11 protein-coding genes are annotated in these 16,452 nt (G+C 61.5%); 6 read left to right on the forward strand and 5 right to left on the reverse strand.

Annotated features, from left to right (window positions below; translation table 11 throughout):
- Positions 1–290 precede the first annotated feature (290 nt).
- From ABHR63_RS06800 to gltX, 5 genes are all read right to left on the reverse strand, one after another.
- Complete coding sequence (locus tag ABHR63_RS06800) at positions 291–1,691, reverse strand: RsmB/NOP family class I SAM-dependent RNA methyltransferase (RefSeq protein WP_346965063.1); 1,401 nt, start codon at positions 1,689–1,691, stop codon at positions 291–293.
- Positions 1,688–2,608: a methionyl-tRNA formyltransferase gene (gene fmt / locus ABHR63_RS06805; RefSeq protein WP_346965062.1), complete on the reverse strand. Its 921-nt coding sequence runs from the start codon at positions 2,606–2,608 to the stop codon at positions 1,688–1,690. The genes ABHR63_RS06800 and fmt overlap by 4 nt, the downstream gene beginning before the upstream one ends.
- Positions 2,609–2,938: 330 nt before the next feature.
- Positions 2,939–3,475 carry a peptide deformylase gene (gene def / locus ABHR63_RS06810; protein WP_346965061.1) on the reverse strand — a complete coding sequence of 179 codons (537 nt, stop codon included), beginning with the start codon at positions 3,473–3,475 and terminating at the stop codon, positions 2,939–2,941.
- Positions 3,476–3,493: 18 nt separating this feature from the next.
- The gene (gene priA, locus ABHR63_RS06815) at positions 3,494–5,947 is read right to left on the reverse strand and encodes a replication restart helicase PriA (RefSeq protein ID WP_346965060.1); all 2,454 of its coding nucleotides are present in this window, start codon (positions 5,945–5,947) and stop codon (positions 3,494–3,496) included.
- 89 nt (positions 5,948–6,036) lie between these two features.
- On the reverse strand, positions 6,037–7,512 hold the full coding sequence (gene gltX / locus ABHR63_RS06820; RefSeq protein WP_238023152.1) for a glutamate--tRNA ligase: 1,476 nt from the start codon (positions 7,510–7,512) through the stop codon (positions 6,037–6,039).
- Between the two features lie 307 nt (positions 7,513–7,819).
- Here gltX and metK point away from each other — a divergent pair, with 307 nt between their 5' ends.
- The 6 genes from metK (at position 7,820) to ABHR63_RS06850 (ending at position 16,447) form a co-directional block, all read left to right on the forward strand.
- Positions 7,820–9,100: a methionine adenosyltransferase gene (gene metK, locus ABHR63_RS06825; protein ID WP_346965059.1), complete on the forward strand. Its 1,281-nt coding sequence runs from the start codon at positions 7,820–7,822 to the stop codon at positions 9,098–9,100.
- 312 nt (positions 9,101–9,412) lie between these two features.
- Positions 9,413–11,020: an L-serine ammonia-lyase, iron-sulfur-dependent, subunit alpha gene (gene sdaAA / locus ABHR63_RS06830; protein ID WP_346965058.1), complete on the forward strand. Its 1,608-nt coding sequence runs from the start codon at positions 9,413–9,415 to the stop codon at positions 11,018–11,020.
- A 149-nt stretch (positions 11,021–11,169) separates the two neighbouring features.
- Complete coding sequence (locus ABHR63_RS06835; RefSeq protein ID WP_346965925.1) at positions 11,170–12,894, forward strand: L,D-transpeptidase; 1,725 nt, start codon at positions 11,170–11,172, stop codon at positions 12,892–12,894.
- A gap of 132 nt (positions 12,895–13,026) precedes the next feature.
- Complete coding sequence (locus tag ABHR63_RS06840; protein ID WP_346965056.1) at positions 13,027–14,463, forward strand: efflux RND transporter periplasmic adaptor subunit; 1,437 nt, start codon at positions 13,027–13,029, stop codon at positions 14,461–14,463.
- Positions 14,463–15,236: an ABC transporter ATP-binding protein gene (locus ABHR63_RS06845; RefSeq protein ID WP_346965055.1), complete on the forward strand. Its 774-nt coding sequence runs from the start codon at positions 14,463–14,465 to the stop codon at positions 15,234–15,236. The genes ABHR63_RS06840 and ABHR63_RS06845 overlap by 1 nt, the downstream gene beginning before the upstream one ends.
- Positions 15,233–16,447: an ABC transporter permease gene (locus ABHR63_RS06850; RefSeq protein ID WP_346965054.1), complete on the forward strand. Its 1,215-nt coding sequence runs from the start codon at positions 15,233–15,235 to the stop codon at positions 16,445–16,447. The genes ABHR63_RS06845 and ABHR63_RS06850 overlap by 4 nt, the downstream gene beginning before the upstream one ends.
- Positions 16,448–16,452: the final 5 nt, after the last annotated feature.

The following is a 16,452-nucleotide window of genomic DNA, read 5'->3' on the forward strand; positions in this document are numbered from 1 at the left end:
TATTACGAGCTCCTGTGCGAATTGAAGGGAGCGCTCCCGCAAACTGCCTATTGACAACTTATAGGAGCGTCGGTTTTATTTAAGCCATTTTTGCTGTGGTCGGGCATCACCAATCTAGCCCCGTAATCCGCCCTACTTTTGATAACAGCAAGCATGAGACAGGGCTATTTTTACCACTCTTTACCGCTATTGCGATCTCCACTCGCAGGACATCCTGAGCTGCGGTGAAATAAGGACTGTTTGGCGGCTAGAAGCCGCTATTCGATCCCTATTTCACCGCAACTTAGTAGTTACTTGTGGATCAGGCGGGCGCAGAAGTGGCCGTCGTAGGAGTCGGCGTTTACGGGGACACTTTGGAAGAGGCCTCGAGGATTTTGGCGGAGAGTGACGAGGCTCTTGGCATGGTCGTACTCGGGGAGCTGCAGAATCTGAGCTTCGGAGAGCGGCGCCACGGTAAAGCCGACGCCCTCGGGAGAGGCCAGGAAAGCATCCACGACCTGCGTGTTCTCTTCATCAAAAACCGAGCATGTGGCATAGATAAGCTCACCGCCGGCAGCCACGCGCGCGGCTGCTTCCTTGAGCATCGTCAGCTGCAGACGGGGCAGCTCAGTCGTAACGTCGTTCTCGGTCAGACGCCACGGAATCTCGGGGTGACGGCGCATGGTGCCAGTGCCAGAGCACGGCGCATCGATAAACACCGTGTCGAACAGGGCAGGCTCGCCGAGCATGGCATCAAACGACGTGAGCACTTCATTGAGCTCGCAGGCATCGCCCGACACCGTACGAACGCCCGAGATGCCCGCCTTATGCAGGCGCGCGAGATTCTGATCGCACTTACGATCGTGCAGATCGAGCGCGGTATGCTGACGCTCGTACCCGGCGCGCTTGGCCTGGCACATCATCACATAGGTCTTGGTGCCGCGACCGGCGCCAATCTCCAGGCAACGACCGGGACGTGTCGCGGCAGTAGCGATAAGCTGAGCGTTGAGGTCCGAGGCAACCGCGGCAGCACGCTCAAACACGCCCGATGCAACCGTGACCTGCGCATCGACCGGAGCATGGCAACCCGGGAAGACAGGCGCAACGAGCTGCGAGATATACGGGTCGGCCTTGGTCGCAAACGCATTCTCGTGCAGTGCAAGCGGCGCAGGCGCCAGGTTACCGGCAAAGTTGAGCGCGCCCTCGGGCGTATCGAACGAGGCCATAATACGAGCGCACAGCCAGCGAGGAAGACCCATCAAACGCGAAAGGCGAACCAGGCGGCGCTCGGACTCATCCACGTCGGATGCCGTGGCAAAGTCCTCAACGTTGTCCGCAACCTTGTGCAGCACCGCGTTAGCCAGGCCCGCGGCAGACTTAGCACCGATGCGTACCAGCTCAACACCCTGGCTCACGGCAATGCGGCCCGGCGTGTGCAGGTAGAGCATCTCGAAGGCCGAGATGCGAAGCGCCATGCGAACGCGCGGCGCGACCTTTTTGGGCTTATCCAAAAACTGATCGAGCAACTCATCCAAAATACCCTGCGTGGCGGCAACACCGAGCGCCAAACGAGCGGCAAAAGCGGAATCGCGCTGGTCAATGGCCTTGGCGGAAGCGCGGGACGAGAGCACGTCGCGCGCATACATACCGTGGCGATCGGCCTCCATCAACACATCGAGCGCAAGCTTGCGCGCGGGAGACAACTTGCTCATGACAGTACACCCCACGTAAGGTCGACACCCTGCAGGCCGGCAGCCCAGGCAGAAGCAGCCATGGCACGCTTGCCATCGGGCTTAACCTCGAGCAGTTCAACCGCGCCATCGGAAAGTCCCAGGTAAACACGCTTGCTCTTGACGGCAACAGTGCCCTCGCCAAGCGACACATCAGCCGGCGCGGCATCGAGCACGCGAACCGTCTTGCCAGCGATCACACAACGAGCGGGCGCGGTGTCGGACGAAGCGAGCACATGACGCACGCAATCGAGAGCCGCCATCTGCGGATCCAGACGCATCTCCTGCTTGGAAATCTTGGCAGCATGAGTGACGAGCGACTCATCCTGCTCAGTCCAAACAGCCGAGCCATCGGCAAGCGAGGGAAGCGTATCGGCAAGAAGTTTGCCGCCCAGCTCGCCAAGCTCCATCGTGAGCGCCTCGGCATGCTTACCGGAAACCGACGTCGAGGCCTGCGCGCAATAAGCGCCCGTATCCACGCCATGCCCAATGCGCATAATGGAAACACCGGCAACCTCGTCACCAGCAAGAATGGCACGCTGAATGGGAGCAGCACCACGCCAACGAGGCAGCAGCGAAGCATGAACATTCACAATACCAAGCGGCGCCACATGCAGCACCTCATCAGGCAAAATGCAGCCATAGGCAGCCACACAGAAAATATCAGCCTGCGCAGCTTGGAGCGCCTCAACAACCTCCGGCGTCATACGATTGGCCTCAATAACCGGCAACCCCAGCTCAAGCGCCTTGGACTTAACAGGAGAAGGCTCAAGCTTCTTACCACGCCCACGAACAGCATCGGGACGAGTAACAACAAGCGCAATCTCGTTCCCAGCCTCAACAAGTGAAGTCAGCGAAGGCACAGCAAAATCAGGCGTACCCATAAACACAATACGCATAAAAGATAGTCTCCTCTCAATAACGAGCCGAGACGGCTACAAAAAAGCGTTCCAGGTCGCAAGCGCACCCAGCCGCAATAACAATTCAACAGAAACAAATATACCCAAAAACAAAGAAAGAGCCGCATAAAAGCAGCTCTTCCAACAAAGCAATTATCAGCGAAGACGCCCCTCCCTGACCCAACGGCACCCGGGCGAAACGAAGAGCGACAACGTAGTCCCTGGGATGGGGCCCACACATATCGTCCCGCGCGCAGTTTCGCAGCGCAGCGAGAATGTTTGAGCACGGGATGATATGTGTGGGCCCCATCCCAGGGACGGACAATTAACCTATTCGGTCTCGCCCGGTCGAGCGCCGCGGGCCAGGGCGTCCTGGTACTCCTTGACGGCCTTGATACGCTGCATCGGCTTGAGTCGCTCGAACATGGTATTGCCGTGCAGGTGATCGATCTCGTGCTGCAGGCACACGCAGAACAGGTCGCCCGTGGCCTCATAGCGGATCAGGTTGGCATCCAGGTCATACGCCTCGACGACAACGTGATCGGGACGCTCGATCTCGCAGCTAATGCCAGGGATGGAAAGGCAGCCTTCGCTAAACGGCACCAGATGGTCGCTCTGCTCAACAATGACAGGGTTGATGAGCACGTACGGGTCATAGTCGTTCTTGTCGGTGTAATCGCAGTCGATGGTAACGAGCTGAATGAGCTCACCGATCTGCGGAGCGGCCAGGCCGCAACCGCCGTTGTCGAACATCATCTTCTTCATCTTCTCGGCAAGCGTCTCGATAGCCGGGGTGATCTCCTCGATGACGGCGCACTCCTGGCGCAGGCGAGGGTCGGGCGACAGTACGATTCCGTTGGCTTCCATGGCCATCCTTTCGGGTTGTTACATCAAATCATAGGCATCGACGTCAACGCTCACGCTCACGCCGCGCACGGAGCCCACCTCTTTGAGGCAGGCGTCGATATCATCAGAGACATGGTACCCTACCGGCGACTTTACAAGCAGATGGAAGCGGTAACGGTCCTTGGCTCTCTCGATTACACACGAAGCCGGGCCCAGCACCTGCGGCACCGCGCTGCCCGCCCGCAAAAAGTCGGGTGCGGCGGCGTGCCAGCGGCGCTTGAGGAGCTTTGCGATACGTCCGATGTAGTTCTGCGCGTCGTCTCGGTTCGCCGACCACACCAAGATGTTGACCAGGCGAACAAACGGCGGGTACAGCGCATCGCGGCGCTGATCCAGGTCGTAGTCGGTAAAGATCGAACGATCGTGCTCAGCGACGGCGCGAATGACCGGATCCTCGGGCAAATAGGTCTGGATGATAACCTCGCCGGGGCGATCGCCGCGGCCGGCACGGCCTGCAACCTGCTCCAGCAGATCGTAGGCGCGCTCCCCCGCTCTAAAATCGGGCAGCTTTAGCGCAAAGTCGGCATTGACCACGCCCACCAGCGTGACCTCGGGAAAGTCAAGGCCCTTTGCAATCATCTGGGTGCCCAGCAGCACCGCGCAATCGGCGGCATCGAACTGCTCGAGCAGCTTTTTGTGCGCGTCCTTGCCGCGCGTGGAATCGGCATCCATGCGAATGATGGCGACGTCGTCGGGCAGCATCTGGTGCAGTGCGTCCTCGATCTGCTGAGTGCCCAGGCCCATTTTTGCCAGGTAGCGACTGCCACATTTGGGGCAACGGCTCGTGGCCGCCGGATAGGGCTGCACGCGCCAAGACGAACCGCATGTGTGACACTGCAGCGTGTGTGTGCGCTCGTGATACGTAAGCGCGGTGGAGCAGTGGTTGCAGGTGGGGACGCAGCCGCACTCGCGGCACATCAGGAACGGCGCAAAGCCACGGCGGTTATGCAGCAGCACGGCCTTCTCGCGGCGCTCGACCACACGCTCAAGGCCTTCTATAAGCGGTTTTGAGAACATGGAGCGGCTACCGTGCGAGAACTCGCGACGCAGATCGGCAATGCGAACCGTGGGCAACACGGCGTGTCCCGGGCGCTCGGGCATCTCGACGCGCGTCCAGGTGGCACCGTTATACGTGCCACGGCGGCAGCGGTCGAGGGACTCGGCAGATGGCGTGGCGGAGCCCAACACGAGCGGGCAGCGGTAGCGCCGTGCCATCTCGGCTGCCACCTCGCGCACGTGGTAGCGCGGACTGGAGCCCTGCTTATAGCTAGTCTCGTGCTCCTCGTCGATGATGATGAGACCAAGGTTGCTGAGCGGGCAAAAGAGCGCCGAGCGGGCGCCGACGACCACGCGGGCCGCACCGCTGGCGACTATATCCCACTGGTCCAGGCGCTCGCCGGCCGAAAGGCGCGAATGGAACACGGCGACCGTCTCGCCAAAGCGCGAACGGAAGCGGCCGACGGTCTGGGCCGTCAGCGAGATCTCGGGCACCAGCACGCAAGCCGAACGGCCGGCCGCCAGCACGCGCTCGATGGCGGAGAGGTACACCTCGGTTTTGCCGGAGCCGGTGACGCCGTCGACCAGCACCACGTCGCCATGAGCGTCCAGACGGGCGCGCTCAATCTGCGCGAGTGCCTGCTTCTGGCCGTTGGTAAGGGAGACCGGCGCCTTGCCGCTTGCCGAGGACAGCGTGGTCTGCTCGCTGCAGCCACGCCACGCACGACGCTCCTCCACCACGACGACGCCGCGTTTTTCGAGCGCCTTGATGGTCGCCGACATGCTGTTGTAGAGCAGGTTGAGGTCGCGCGTTGTGACCGGGCCGCACTGTAGTGCCTCGATGAGCTGACGCTGGCGGACCGCCGTTTTGGGAGGCGTATAGTCGAAGCCCTCGGGCGTGAGCCTGACCCAGCGGTTTTGGATGGGTTTGACGGCGGGGCGCTCAACGGCCCACACGCCGTCGTCGCCCTTGACCACGCGCGGGCTTCCGCCCGGAGGCAAGAACAGGCGCAGGCACTCGGAAAGCGTCGCAACATACTCGCGGCTCATCCAGCGCGCGATACGGGCGGACTCGGCGCCAAAGAGCGGTTTGCTGAGGATGGTCTCGATGGGCTTGATGCGCGCGGTGTCGAGGGTAATGTTGCCTTGCAAGTCGCCCAGTTCGGGCGCAATATCGACGATATAGCCTGCGGCGGCACGGTTGCCAAAGTGGACCAGAACCGTCGATCCGACCTGGGCCTCGCTCGCAAGGGACTCAGGAATGCCGTAAGCAAACGGTTCGGACAGCGCACGGGTGGGGATGTCGAGAACCACGCTCGTGTAGGCGGCAATGGGCTCAGGTGAAGGCTCGGGCTTGGCCAGGGCAGCACCGGATGCCGGCGCCGCCGGAGTCTCCTCCGGATCCGGCGAACCAAACAGCGAAAGTTGCTCGGCCATGGCCCCAGCACCTCCCATCCCATTCGTCTACAGAAACAAGAACCCCGCTCAGGGTGAACGGGGCTCGGATACAAACGTTTGCGCAGCGATTAAAGCGCCATCGTGCGGGCGCGGTCGATGCGCGCCAGGCAGTCGTCGCGGCCGACGAGCGCCATGGTCTCGCCCAGCGGAGGGCTCACCATGTTGCCGCAGACGGCGACGCGCACGGCCTGGAACACCACGCGCTTCTTGAGGTCCATCTGCTCGGGCAGCGGCTCAAGCGCGGCGTCGATGTTCGCGGCGGTCCACTCGTTCACACCCTCGAGCGCGGCCTTGGCGGCATCAAGAATGGCACCCATGCCCTCCTTGGCCAGGCCCTTGTTGACGGATTTCTCGTCATACTCGAGCGTCTCGGCCGTAGCGAAAATGGGAGCGGCGACGGTCACGGCGTCGGCCGGCATCTTGGTGCGCGGCTTAACGATGGCGGCAAGCGCGTCGATCCAATCCTCGCCGTACTCGACGTTACCCTCGATGAGACCCGCCTCGTGCAGCTCGGGGACCATGATCTCGTCGGCAAACTGAGCATCGGACATGCCGTTGATGTACTCGGCATTGACCCAGTCGAGCTTCTTGGGGTCGAAAGTCGCCGGGTTCTTGGAGATGCGGTCGAGCGAGAACTTGCTGGCCAGGACATCGCGCGGGATGATCGTGGTCTCGCCGTCGAGCGACCAGCCGAGCAGCGCCAAGTAGTTGACGAAGGCATCGGACAGGTAGCCGGCGTCGCGGTACTCCTCCACCGAGGTGGCGCCGTGGCGCTTGGAGAGCTTCTTGCCGTCGGCGCCCAGAATCATGGAGATGTGGGCGAACGTGGGCACGGGCGCGCCGAGGGCCTCGTAGACCATGACTTGACGCGGGGTGTTGGACAGGTGGTCGTCGCCGCGGATGACGTGAGTGATCTTCATCATGGCGTCATCGACGACGGTCGCGAAGTTGTACGTGGGCGTGCCGTCGGACCGGAAGATGACAAAGTCGTCAAGCTCCTTGGCGTCGAAGGTTACCTCGCCGTGGACGGCGTCGTGGATGACGACGTCGCCGCGGTCCTCGGGCACCTTGATGCGAAGGACGTAGGACTCGCCGGCCTCGATGCGACGGCGGGCCTCCTCGGGATCAAGATCGCGGCAACGGCGCTGATAGCCCTGGAAGGGGTCCTTGCGCTCCTGCGCGGCCTTGCGGTCGGCTTCGAGCTGCTCCTTGGTGCAGAAGCAGGGATAGGCCTTGCCCTCGTCCCAAAGCTTCTGGGCGGCCTGCTTGTACAGGTCCAGGCGCTCGGTCTGGGCGTAGGGGCCAAAATCGCCGCCCACCTCGGGACCCTCGTCCCAGTCCAGGCCCAGCCAACGCATGGCGCGCAGGATGATCTGCGTGTTCTCGTCGGTGGAGCGGGTGGGGTCGGTGTCGTCGATGCGCAGGATGAACGTGCCGCCGTTAGCACGGGCGAAAGCCCAGTTATAGATAGCGGTGCGGGCGCCGCCGATGTGCAGCTTGCCCGTCGGTGAGGGTGCAAAGCGGACGCGAACGTCTGATGCCATGGATATCTCCTCGATTGCAGGATGGATGTCTAACCGCATCAGTATAAAGCATCAAAGCAACCTCCGCACAAAGGGCACCGACCTACTCATTGGGGACAGACTTAAATGACCAGTCTTTGGGCAACCTGTCGGCACTTAGGCAAGGCTGATCATTTAAGTCTGTCCCCAATGAGTAATTTAAGTCTGTCCCCAATGAGTAGGTGCGGAAAGGGTGTGAATGTTTGATTTACGCGCTATGATGTGCCCTTGCATAGAGAGCCCGGCGGAATGGTAACGGTCGCCGGGACACGTTTTTGAAAGGACAATCATGTCAGAAGAACTTCGTTCCATCCCGCCCCAACACGGGTCCTTTGTTTTTACGTCGGAGTCGGTGACCGAAGGTCATCCAGATAAGATCGCTGACCAGATCAGCGACGCCGTCCTCGACGCAATCCTCTCCAAAGAAATAGAGCTCCAGGAGCAGGGCTACATCGCCCCCAACGGCGTGCCCGCCAACGTGGAGAACGTCCGCTGCGCCTGCGAGACCCTCGTGACCACCGGCACCGTCATCGTCGCCGGCGAGATTCGCACCCAGGCCTATGTCGACGTACAGGAAATCGCCCGTGGCGTCATCCGCCGCATTGGCTACAACCGTGCCAAGTTCGGTTTTGACTGCGACACCTGCGGCGTTATGAGCCTTATCCACGAGCAGTCGCCCGATATCGCCCAGGGCGTCGACGAGTCCTTCGAGACCCAGACCGGCGCTACCACCGACCCGATCGATCTGATCGGTGCCGGCGACCAGGGCATGATGTTCGGTTATGCCTCCAACGAGACCAAGACCCTCATGCCCATGCCGCACTACCTGGCAAGCCGCCTGGCCGAGCGCCTGGCCGCCGTGCGTCACGACGGTACCCTCGCCTATCTGCGTCCCGACGGCAAGACCCAGGTCACCGTGCGCTACGAGGAAGGCAAGCCTGTCGAGGTCACGACCATCGTCATCTCCACGCAGCACGCCGCCGAGATCGAGGACATGGGCAAGATCAAGGCCGACCTCATCGAGCACGTCATCACCCCGGTCATGGCCGCTGAGAACATGCCGTGGGACAACGCGGACATCTACGTGAACCCCACCGGTCGCTTTGTCGTGGGCGGCCCCATGGGCGACACGGGCCTCACCGGCCGCAAGATCATCGTCGACACCTACGGCGGTTATGGCCGTCACGGCGGCGGCGCCTTTAGCGGCAAGGACTGCACCAAGGTCGACCGCTCCGCCGCGTATGCCGCGCGCTGGGTCGCCAAGAACGTAGTCGCCGCCGGTCTGGCCGACCGCTGCGAAGTCGAGCTTGCCTACGCCATCGGCGTTTCCAAGCCCCTCTCAATCATGGTCGACACCTTCGGTACCGCACATGTTGCCGAGGACAAGATCGTCGAGGCCGTAGAGAAGACCTTCGACCTGCGCCCGGGCGCAATCATCCGCGACCTAGACCTGCGTCGCCCGATTTACGAAAAGACGGCAGCCTACGGTCACTTCGGCCGCGAAGACGCCGACTTCACCTGGGAGAAAACCGACCGAGTCGAAGAACTCAAAGCAGCCTGCGGCCTGTAAGCACGCGGCTAAAGCTACAGCCAAATAGAAACGCACCAAAAAGAGGTACCGAAACAACCGGTACCTCTTTTTTATTTAATCGGTGGTGAAGATGAGTCGACATGGAGCACAGAATAGGTCTCCAGCTGATGGATTTTGCAGCATGAGCGCCTCTACCATGTATCCTAAGTTCCGAGGGCTTTGGTATTTGGTCGATCGCGAGTTCCGCACGAGCCGGAGGCCACTTAATGTGGCCTCCGTGCGAGCCAGGACTGTAGAGCAGGCGACCAAATACCAAAGCCCTCGGAACGACGGGATAGAGAAGGAGCACCCATGGCAGGCAAGCCGCAAACACTAGCTACGACCTCGGCATTCGAGATCTTGGGCCCCGTCATGGTCGGCCCCAGCTCATCGCACACCGCCGGCGCCCTGCGCTGCGCCCAAGTTGCCGCCAGCCTGCTGGAAGGCCGCATCACCAAAGTCACCTTTGGCCTGTGGAACTCCTTCGCCCACACTTACCGCGGCCACGGCACCGACCGTGCGCTCGTCGCGGGCATACTGGGCCTCGACACCGATGACGAGAACATCAAGCAGGCCTTCGACCTCGCACGCGAGCAGGGCCTCGAATATCACTTTGACATCAAGGGCGACGACGCGTCCATCCATCCCAACACCGTCGACATCGACATGGTCGACGACACGGGCGCCACGGCACAGGTCCGCGGCGAGAGCCTGGGCGGCGGCAAGATGCGCATCAGCCGCATTAACGGCGTCGGCGTCGACATCTCGGGCATGTATTCCACGCTCTTCGTGGCGCACAAGGACGTCCCCGGTGTACTCGCCGCGCTCACCAACCTGCTCGCCTACGCCCATGTAAACATCGCCTTCTGCCGCACCTACCGCACCGAAGTGGGCGGCCAGGCCTACTCCGTCTTTGAGACCGACGGCGCGCCCGACGACACCGTCGTCCCCATGCTGCGCAAGCTCGACAATGTCGATTACGCAACGTTTATCGAGCTCCCCGGTTCTGCCTCGTCGATCTCCCCCGGCGTCTCGGCCAAGGAAATCTTCGACGACGGCGAGCAGCTGCTCGATGCGTGCGAGGAACTGGGGCTCAGCATCGGCGCCGTCATGGCCGTTCGCGAGGCGCGTCTGACCGGCGAGGCCCACGCCGTCGCCGCCATGCGCCGCGTGCTCGACGTCATGCGCGAGGAGACCACGGCCCCCATCGCCAATCCGCAACGCTCGCTCGGCGGGCTTATCGGCGGCGAGGCCAAGCTCGTCGAAGCAACCCGCTGCAACGATTTGAGTGCAAGCCTGATGGGCGCCGTCCAGACCGACGCCGTTGCCCGCGCCATGGCCGTGCTCGAGCGCTCCGCTACCATGGGCGTGATTGTCGCCGCCCCCACGGCAGGGTCCGCGGGTGTTGTGCCCGGCTGCGTGCTGGCGCTCGCCGATCGCCTGCAGCTCGACGACGAGCAAGTCATGGACGCGCTCTACTGCGCAGCCGCCATCGGCCTCAACCTCACCACGAGCGCCTGCGTCGCCGGCGCCGAGGGTGGCTGTCAAGCCGAGGTGGGAAGCGCCGCCGCCATGGCAGCCGCCGCGCTGGTGCAGATGCTCGGCGGCACGCCCGAGCAGGCGCTCGACGCCAGTTCCATCGCGCTGAGTAACCTGCTGGGCCTCGTTTGTGACCCCGTCGGTGGCCTCGTGGAGGTGCCCTGCCAAAACCGCAACGCCATTGGCGTGGCAGCGGCCTTTAGCTCGGCACAACTCGCCCTCGCAGGCATTAAGAGCTTGGTGCCGTTTGACCAGATGGCACATGTCATGCTCTCGGTGGGCCACGCGTTGCCGGCCACGCTGCGCGAGACGGCAAAGGGCGGCATCGCGCAGGCTCCGGCCGCACTTTCGGCATGTGCAAAATGCGGTGTGTGCGGATAGCGGCAAAGAACGACTCAAAGGTGGGACTAATGTCCCACCTCTTTTGAATGCCACCGTTTCCGTACCACAAACAGCAGGGCAATCGCTATAATGCAAGCACAGTAAAAACACGATGAACCGCAAGGCGAAAATCGAAGGATATGCATACGATGTCGCAAAACGATCGAACTCAACTGATTCCCGATCCGCAGCAGCCGAGCAGGCACACCGGCGGCGTTCAGTCGCCGCGTCCTATCGCGCCGAGCCACGGTCAGCAGCGTGGTGCGACAAACGCTTCCCAACGCCCGAACCAGCAGCGTCAACAACGTCAGCAACGCCAGGCAAACGGCAACGCGCCCAAGCTGCCCCCCACGCACGCTCGAGGCGATCGCGGCCCCGCGCGCAAGTCCGCCGGCAACAATAAGTCGGGCAAAAAGACGACGCTCTTTGTCGTCTTGGGTCTAATCGTCATTGTCTATATCGTAGGCGTCGTAGCGTTTTCGCAGGTAGCCTACGCCAACACCACCATCGCCGGCGTCGACGTCTCGTTCTCCAACGCTTCGTCTGCCGCCACCAAGGTCAACTCGGCATGGAAGCACTATAAGCTCACCGTGACAGGAGATGACTTTAGCTGGACCTATCAGCCCGAGTCCGATGAACCCATCGTCGATGGCGAAGCTGCAGCAAAAGAGATCATCAGCCACAACGAAGCCTTTGTATGGCCGGTCCGCCTTGTGGAATCCTTAAGCGGCAAGACCAAAACAACCGCTACCACCAACGAAGTCGATCTTGATCAAGACGTCGACCTGTCCATGCTCTCCGATACCTTTGACCAAAAGAAGTTTGAGAAGGATCTGGGCGCCGCCATCGACGAGTTTAACGAAGGACGTTCGGGCACGTTCGAGGCCAATAGCTCCTATGACGAGCAGGCCGGCAAGTTTACCGTCGAGAAGGCGCGCTCCAACGAAAAACTCAACCGCGAGCATGTCATTAAGTATGCCGAGCTCGAGCTTGCCTCGCTGGCCGAGACCGTAGATCTTTCTAAGCTCGGCAACGATGCCTATGAGCCGCTCAATGGAACGCTGACCGATGATCAGATTCAGGCTGCATGTGATGCCGCCAACAACTTCCTGGGCGTCAACGTGACCCTTAAGCTCAACGGCGAGGATGCCGGAAAGGTTGATGGCAGCTCCGTGTTGCAGTGGATCAGCTTTGCCGATCCGGCCAACCCCACGCTCGATACGTCGCAGATCAGTAGCTGGGCAGCCGAGCTCGCCAACGGCTTTAATACCGTGGGCTCCACTCGCTGGTGGACGCGCGCCGATGGCAAGCAGTGCGCCGTCGAAGGCGGTGACTTTGGTTGGTCCATCGACAGCAGCTCGCTCGCCAAGCAGGTCGAAGACGCTATTAACAACAAGCAGACCGGCGAGATCGAGATCAAGTACTCCCAGAAGGCCGACACCTTTACCGCAAAGGGAGAGCCCGACTGGAAGGCATACATCGACGTCGACCTGTCCGAGCAGCACGCGCGCTACTATGACGAGAACGGTAATATCGTCTGGGAGGCCAACTTTATTTCCGGCAAACCGGGCGAAGACGCCACCCCCGAGGGCGTGTGGCAGATCAACAGCAACGACGGCGGCAGCACCCTGATCGGAGCCAAGGACCCCGAGACCGGTAAGCCCAAATACGAGAGTCCGGTGAGCTACTGGATGCCGTTTGAGGGCAACATGATCGGCTTCCACGATGCCACCTGGCAAAACGACAAGAGCTTCGATAACGCCGAGTCGTACAAGTGGTGCGGCAGCCACGGTTGCATTAACCTGCGACTGGCCGACGCCAAGGCACTTCACGACTGCATCAAAGTCGGCCTGTGCGTGGTTGTCCACTCGTAGTGCAACGCGCGCATTCCTACAACGTGGAACTGCTGCGACCAATCTAACAGTTCCGAAAGAAACCGTCCCATGCGCCCACCCCAACCGGTGGGCGCATATACTTATCAAGGTACTTTCTATAAAGGAGACGCTATGCCGAATGTCCCCACGACCACCCCGGGCCCGGATGATACCGAGCACACGCCCGAAGATGTCACCGAAACGATTCCTCTGGTTACAAACGTACATGCCGATAAGCAGAGCGGACGCGCGAACGATGCGGCCGAGATTTCCGATGAAGAGGCATATGCCAAGCTCAAAGCAAAACGTGCCGAACGTCGACGCAAAAAGCTGATTCGACGCGGCATTGCCGTCGGTGTCGTAGGTGCCATCGCGCTCATTGCCATTGTCGCAACCCTGGTTATCAATGCGCAGCCTCAGGGCGCTAGCGGGCCTGTGACCGACATGGTGACCGAGGGCACGTTTACCACAACGGTCGAGGCTAAAGGCCAGCTCAAACCCATTTCGTCCTCAGTGGTCTCCCCTTCTGTCGACGGTACGGTCGATTCGATCAACGTGCAGGCGGGCCAATCCGTCAACGAGGGCGACGTGCTTATGACCATTAAAAACGACGAGCTCGATCGCAACGTTGCCGAGGCGCAACGTGCAGTTGCAGCCGCTCAGGAAGACCTCGCCAACGCGCAGAAAGCCGCAGCTGCCGCGCAGGCCACCCCAACGACGGACGTCGATGGAGCTTCCGCAGCGGCTGGCGTCTCCGACGCATCAGCGGACACGAACGCCGTATCGGCCGCGCAGCGCAGCCTCGCTTCGGCCCAGGCAAACCTTGATCAGGCGAACGCCAAGGCCGCCAGCCGTACGGTCACGGCCCCGAGCTCGGGCAGCATCGTGGAGCTCAATGCCAAAGTGGGCGCCACGGTTACAGGCGGCATGATCATGGGCGAAAGCGATACGAGCGGCGGCAAGCAGTGCATGCAGATCGCCGACATGTCCAAGATGAAGGTGACCGTGCAGGTGGGCGAAAAGGACATCGCCAAGATCGCCGTTGGGCAGAGCGCCAACGTCACGTATCCCGCGTTTCCCGATATCGTGAGCCAGGGCACCGTCACGGCTATCGCGTCGGTGGCAAACTCCGACGCCGCCAACAGTGGCGGCGGCAGCGTAACCTTTAACGTCGACATCCTCATCGAGGCGCCCGACGCGCGCCTGAAGCCGGGCATGACGGCCGAGGTATCGGTGGTGACCGAGCAGCTCGACGACGTGGTGATGGTGCCGACGATGGCGCTCATGACCGAAGACGGCGAACACTATTACGTCAACGTGGCGACTGATGACGAGGGCAAGCAAACCCGTCGCGTGAAGGTGACCGTCGTGACGCAAAACGACAACGAAGCCGTAGTCGGCAAGACGCAGGTCAAGCACGACGACCAGGGCAACGAGATCAACCCTGGCGTGCCGGTTACCAAGCTGCGCGATGGCGACACCCTCGTCATGGACACCGGAGCGGACGCAACGGCTGACGGCGGCTACGGCGCGGATTCGGGCAGTATGTCTGCCGACGAGGGCATGTAATGCGTCCCGTTATCGACATCCGCAACGTGCACCGCATCTTTGAGAGCGAGGCGGGGTGCGCCCACATCCTGCACAACGTGAGCCTGGCGGTAAATCCCGGCGAATTCGTCGCCATCACTGGCCCATCGGGCTCGGGCAAATCAACGCTCATGAACATCCTCGGCTGCCTGGATAAGCCAACGGCAGGCGACTACTACCTGCAAGGGCTTAACGTGGCCGAGCTCGATGATGACGAGCTCACCGAAGTCCGCGCCCTGAGCATCGGCTTTGTCTTTCAGAGCTTCAACCTGCTGCCGCGCCTGTCGGTTATCGAAAACGTCATGCTGCCGCTGGCCTACACCAATGTGCCCCGAAGCCAGCGCGAAATGCGCGCCGTGCACGCGCTGCAGGCCGTCACGCTACCGGTCGACCACTGGGACCACCGCATATCCGAGCTCTCGGGCGGCCAGATGCAGCGTGTCGCCATCGCGCGCGCCCTTGTCAATGACCCGCCCATCATCCTGGCCGATGAGCCGACGGGAAACCTGGACTCCGCAACCGGAGCGCTCGTCATGGAAACATTCCACAAGCTTCAGGAGCGCGGCAAGACCATCGTGCTCATCACACACGACCCCGGCATCGCCGCCGAGGCCGACCGTGCCGTGACCATCCGCGACGGTCGCATTCACGACGGCGCGTATATTCCACATGCACCGCGAACCCTGCGCAGCGCCGTAGATAGCCTGCCCATGATTTCCGCCTGCGTCAACCCGACGAAAGGAGTGGTGGCATGAGCGCCCGCGATCTCATCCAGGAAGCCCTTCACTCGCTCGAAGCCAACAAGGGGCGCAGCCTGCTCACCATCCTGGGCATTGTCATCGGCATCGCCTCGGTAATCGCCATGACTTCGCTCATCGGCGGCATCCAAAACAGCCTGGTCAACAGTCTGGGTCTCAATGCGGCACGCATGGTGCAAATCTATTCGTCGCAAGAACTCACCGAGTCGGACATCGAGAAGCTTCAAAAACTGGTGCCGCAGATAGAGCAGATCGGCATTGTCGACAGCGCGTATACCGAGTACAAGACCGGCGATAAAAGCTATACCGTCATGGCACAAGGTGTCGATAGCGACATGCTCGACGCCGTGGGGGCCAGCAAGCTCGTTGCGGGGCGCACCTATTCCCAGGCCGAGTCCCAGTCAGGCTCGCGCGTGGCGCTCATCAGCCGCAACGGCGCCGATCAGCTTTACGGCAACGAACAGGATGCGCTGGGGAAAACCATCAAGGTGTCCAACGGCGAGGTGCAGATTGTAGGCGTGATTGATGGCGGCAGCGACTCCATGGGCTCGCTTACGCTGTATATGCCACGCGAAACCATCTCCGAGTTGTTTGGCGACGAGAATCCTTCATTCCCCAGTGTGACGGCACTTGCCGCCGAGGGCACGGACATGGATGAGCTCTGCAAGACCATCGAGTCCAAGGTGCGCGCAATGAAGGGCATCGCGGAGGATGATGAGTACGACAGTGTATCGGCGACCTCCATGAAAAGCGCCATCGATGCACTCAACTCCTTTATGGGCGCATTCTCGCTCATCATGGGTGCTGTCGCCAGCATCTCGCTGCTTGTCGGCGGTATCGGCATTATGAATATGATGCTCACCAACGTGACCGAGCGCATCCGCGAGATCGGCATCCGCCGCGCTCTGGGCGCCAGTCGTCGCGATATCACCGCGCAGTTTTTGGCCGAGTCCTCGGCACTGTGCGTCACCGGTGGCCTGCTGGGTGTCCTGATTGGCTATCTGCTGGCATGGGGACTCACGTTCTTTGCCGCAAGCTCGGGCATCATGAGCGAGTTTGGAGCTACCGGGACGATCACGCCAAGCTTCTCCATTACGACAGTGTTGATCGCGTTTGCCGTATCGGTCGGCATCGGCGTAATCTTTGGCTTCTATCCCGCTCGCCGCGCGGCAAAGCTCGACCCGGTGGAGTGCCTACGCTACCAGTAAGCCAC

The organism is Collinsella aerofaciens (assembly GCF_039752775.1).
Taxonomy (GTDB): domain Bacteria; phylum Actinomycetota; class Coriobacteriia; order Coriobacteriales; family Coriobacteriaceae; genus Collinsella; species Collinsella aerofaciens_R.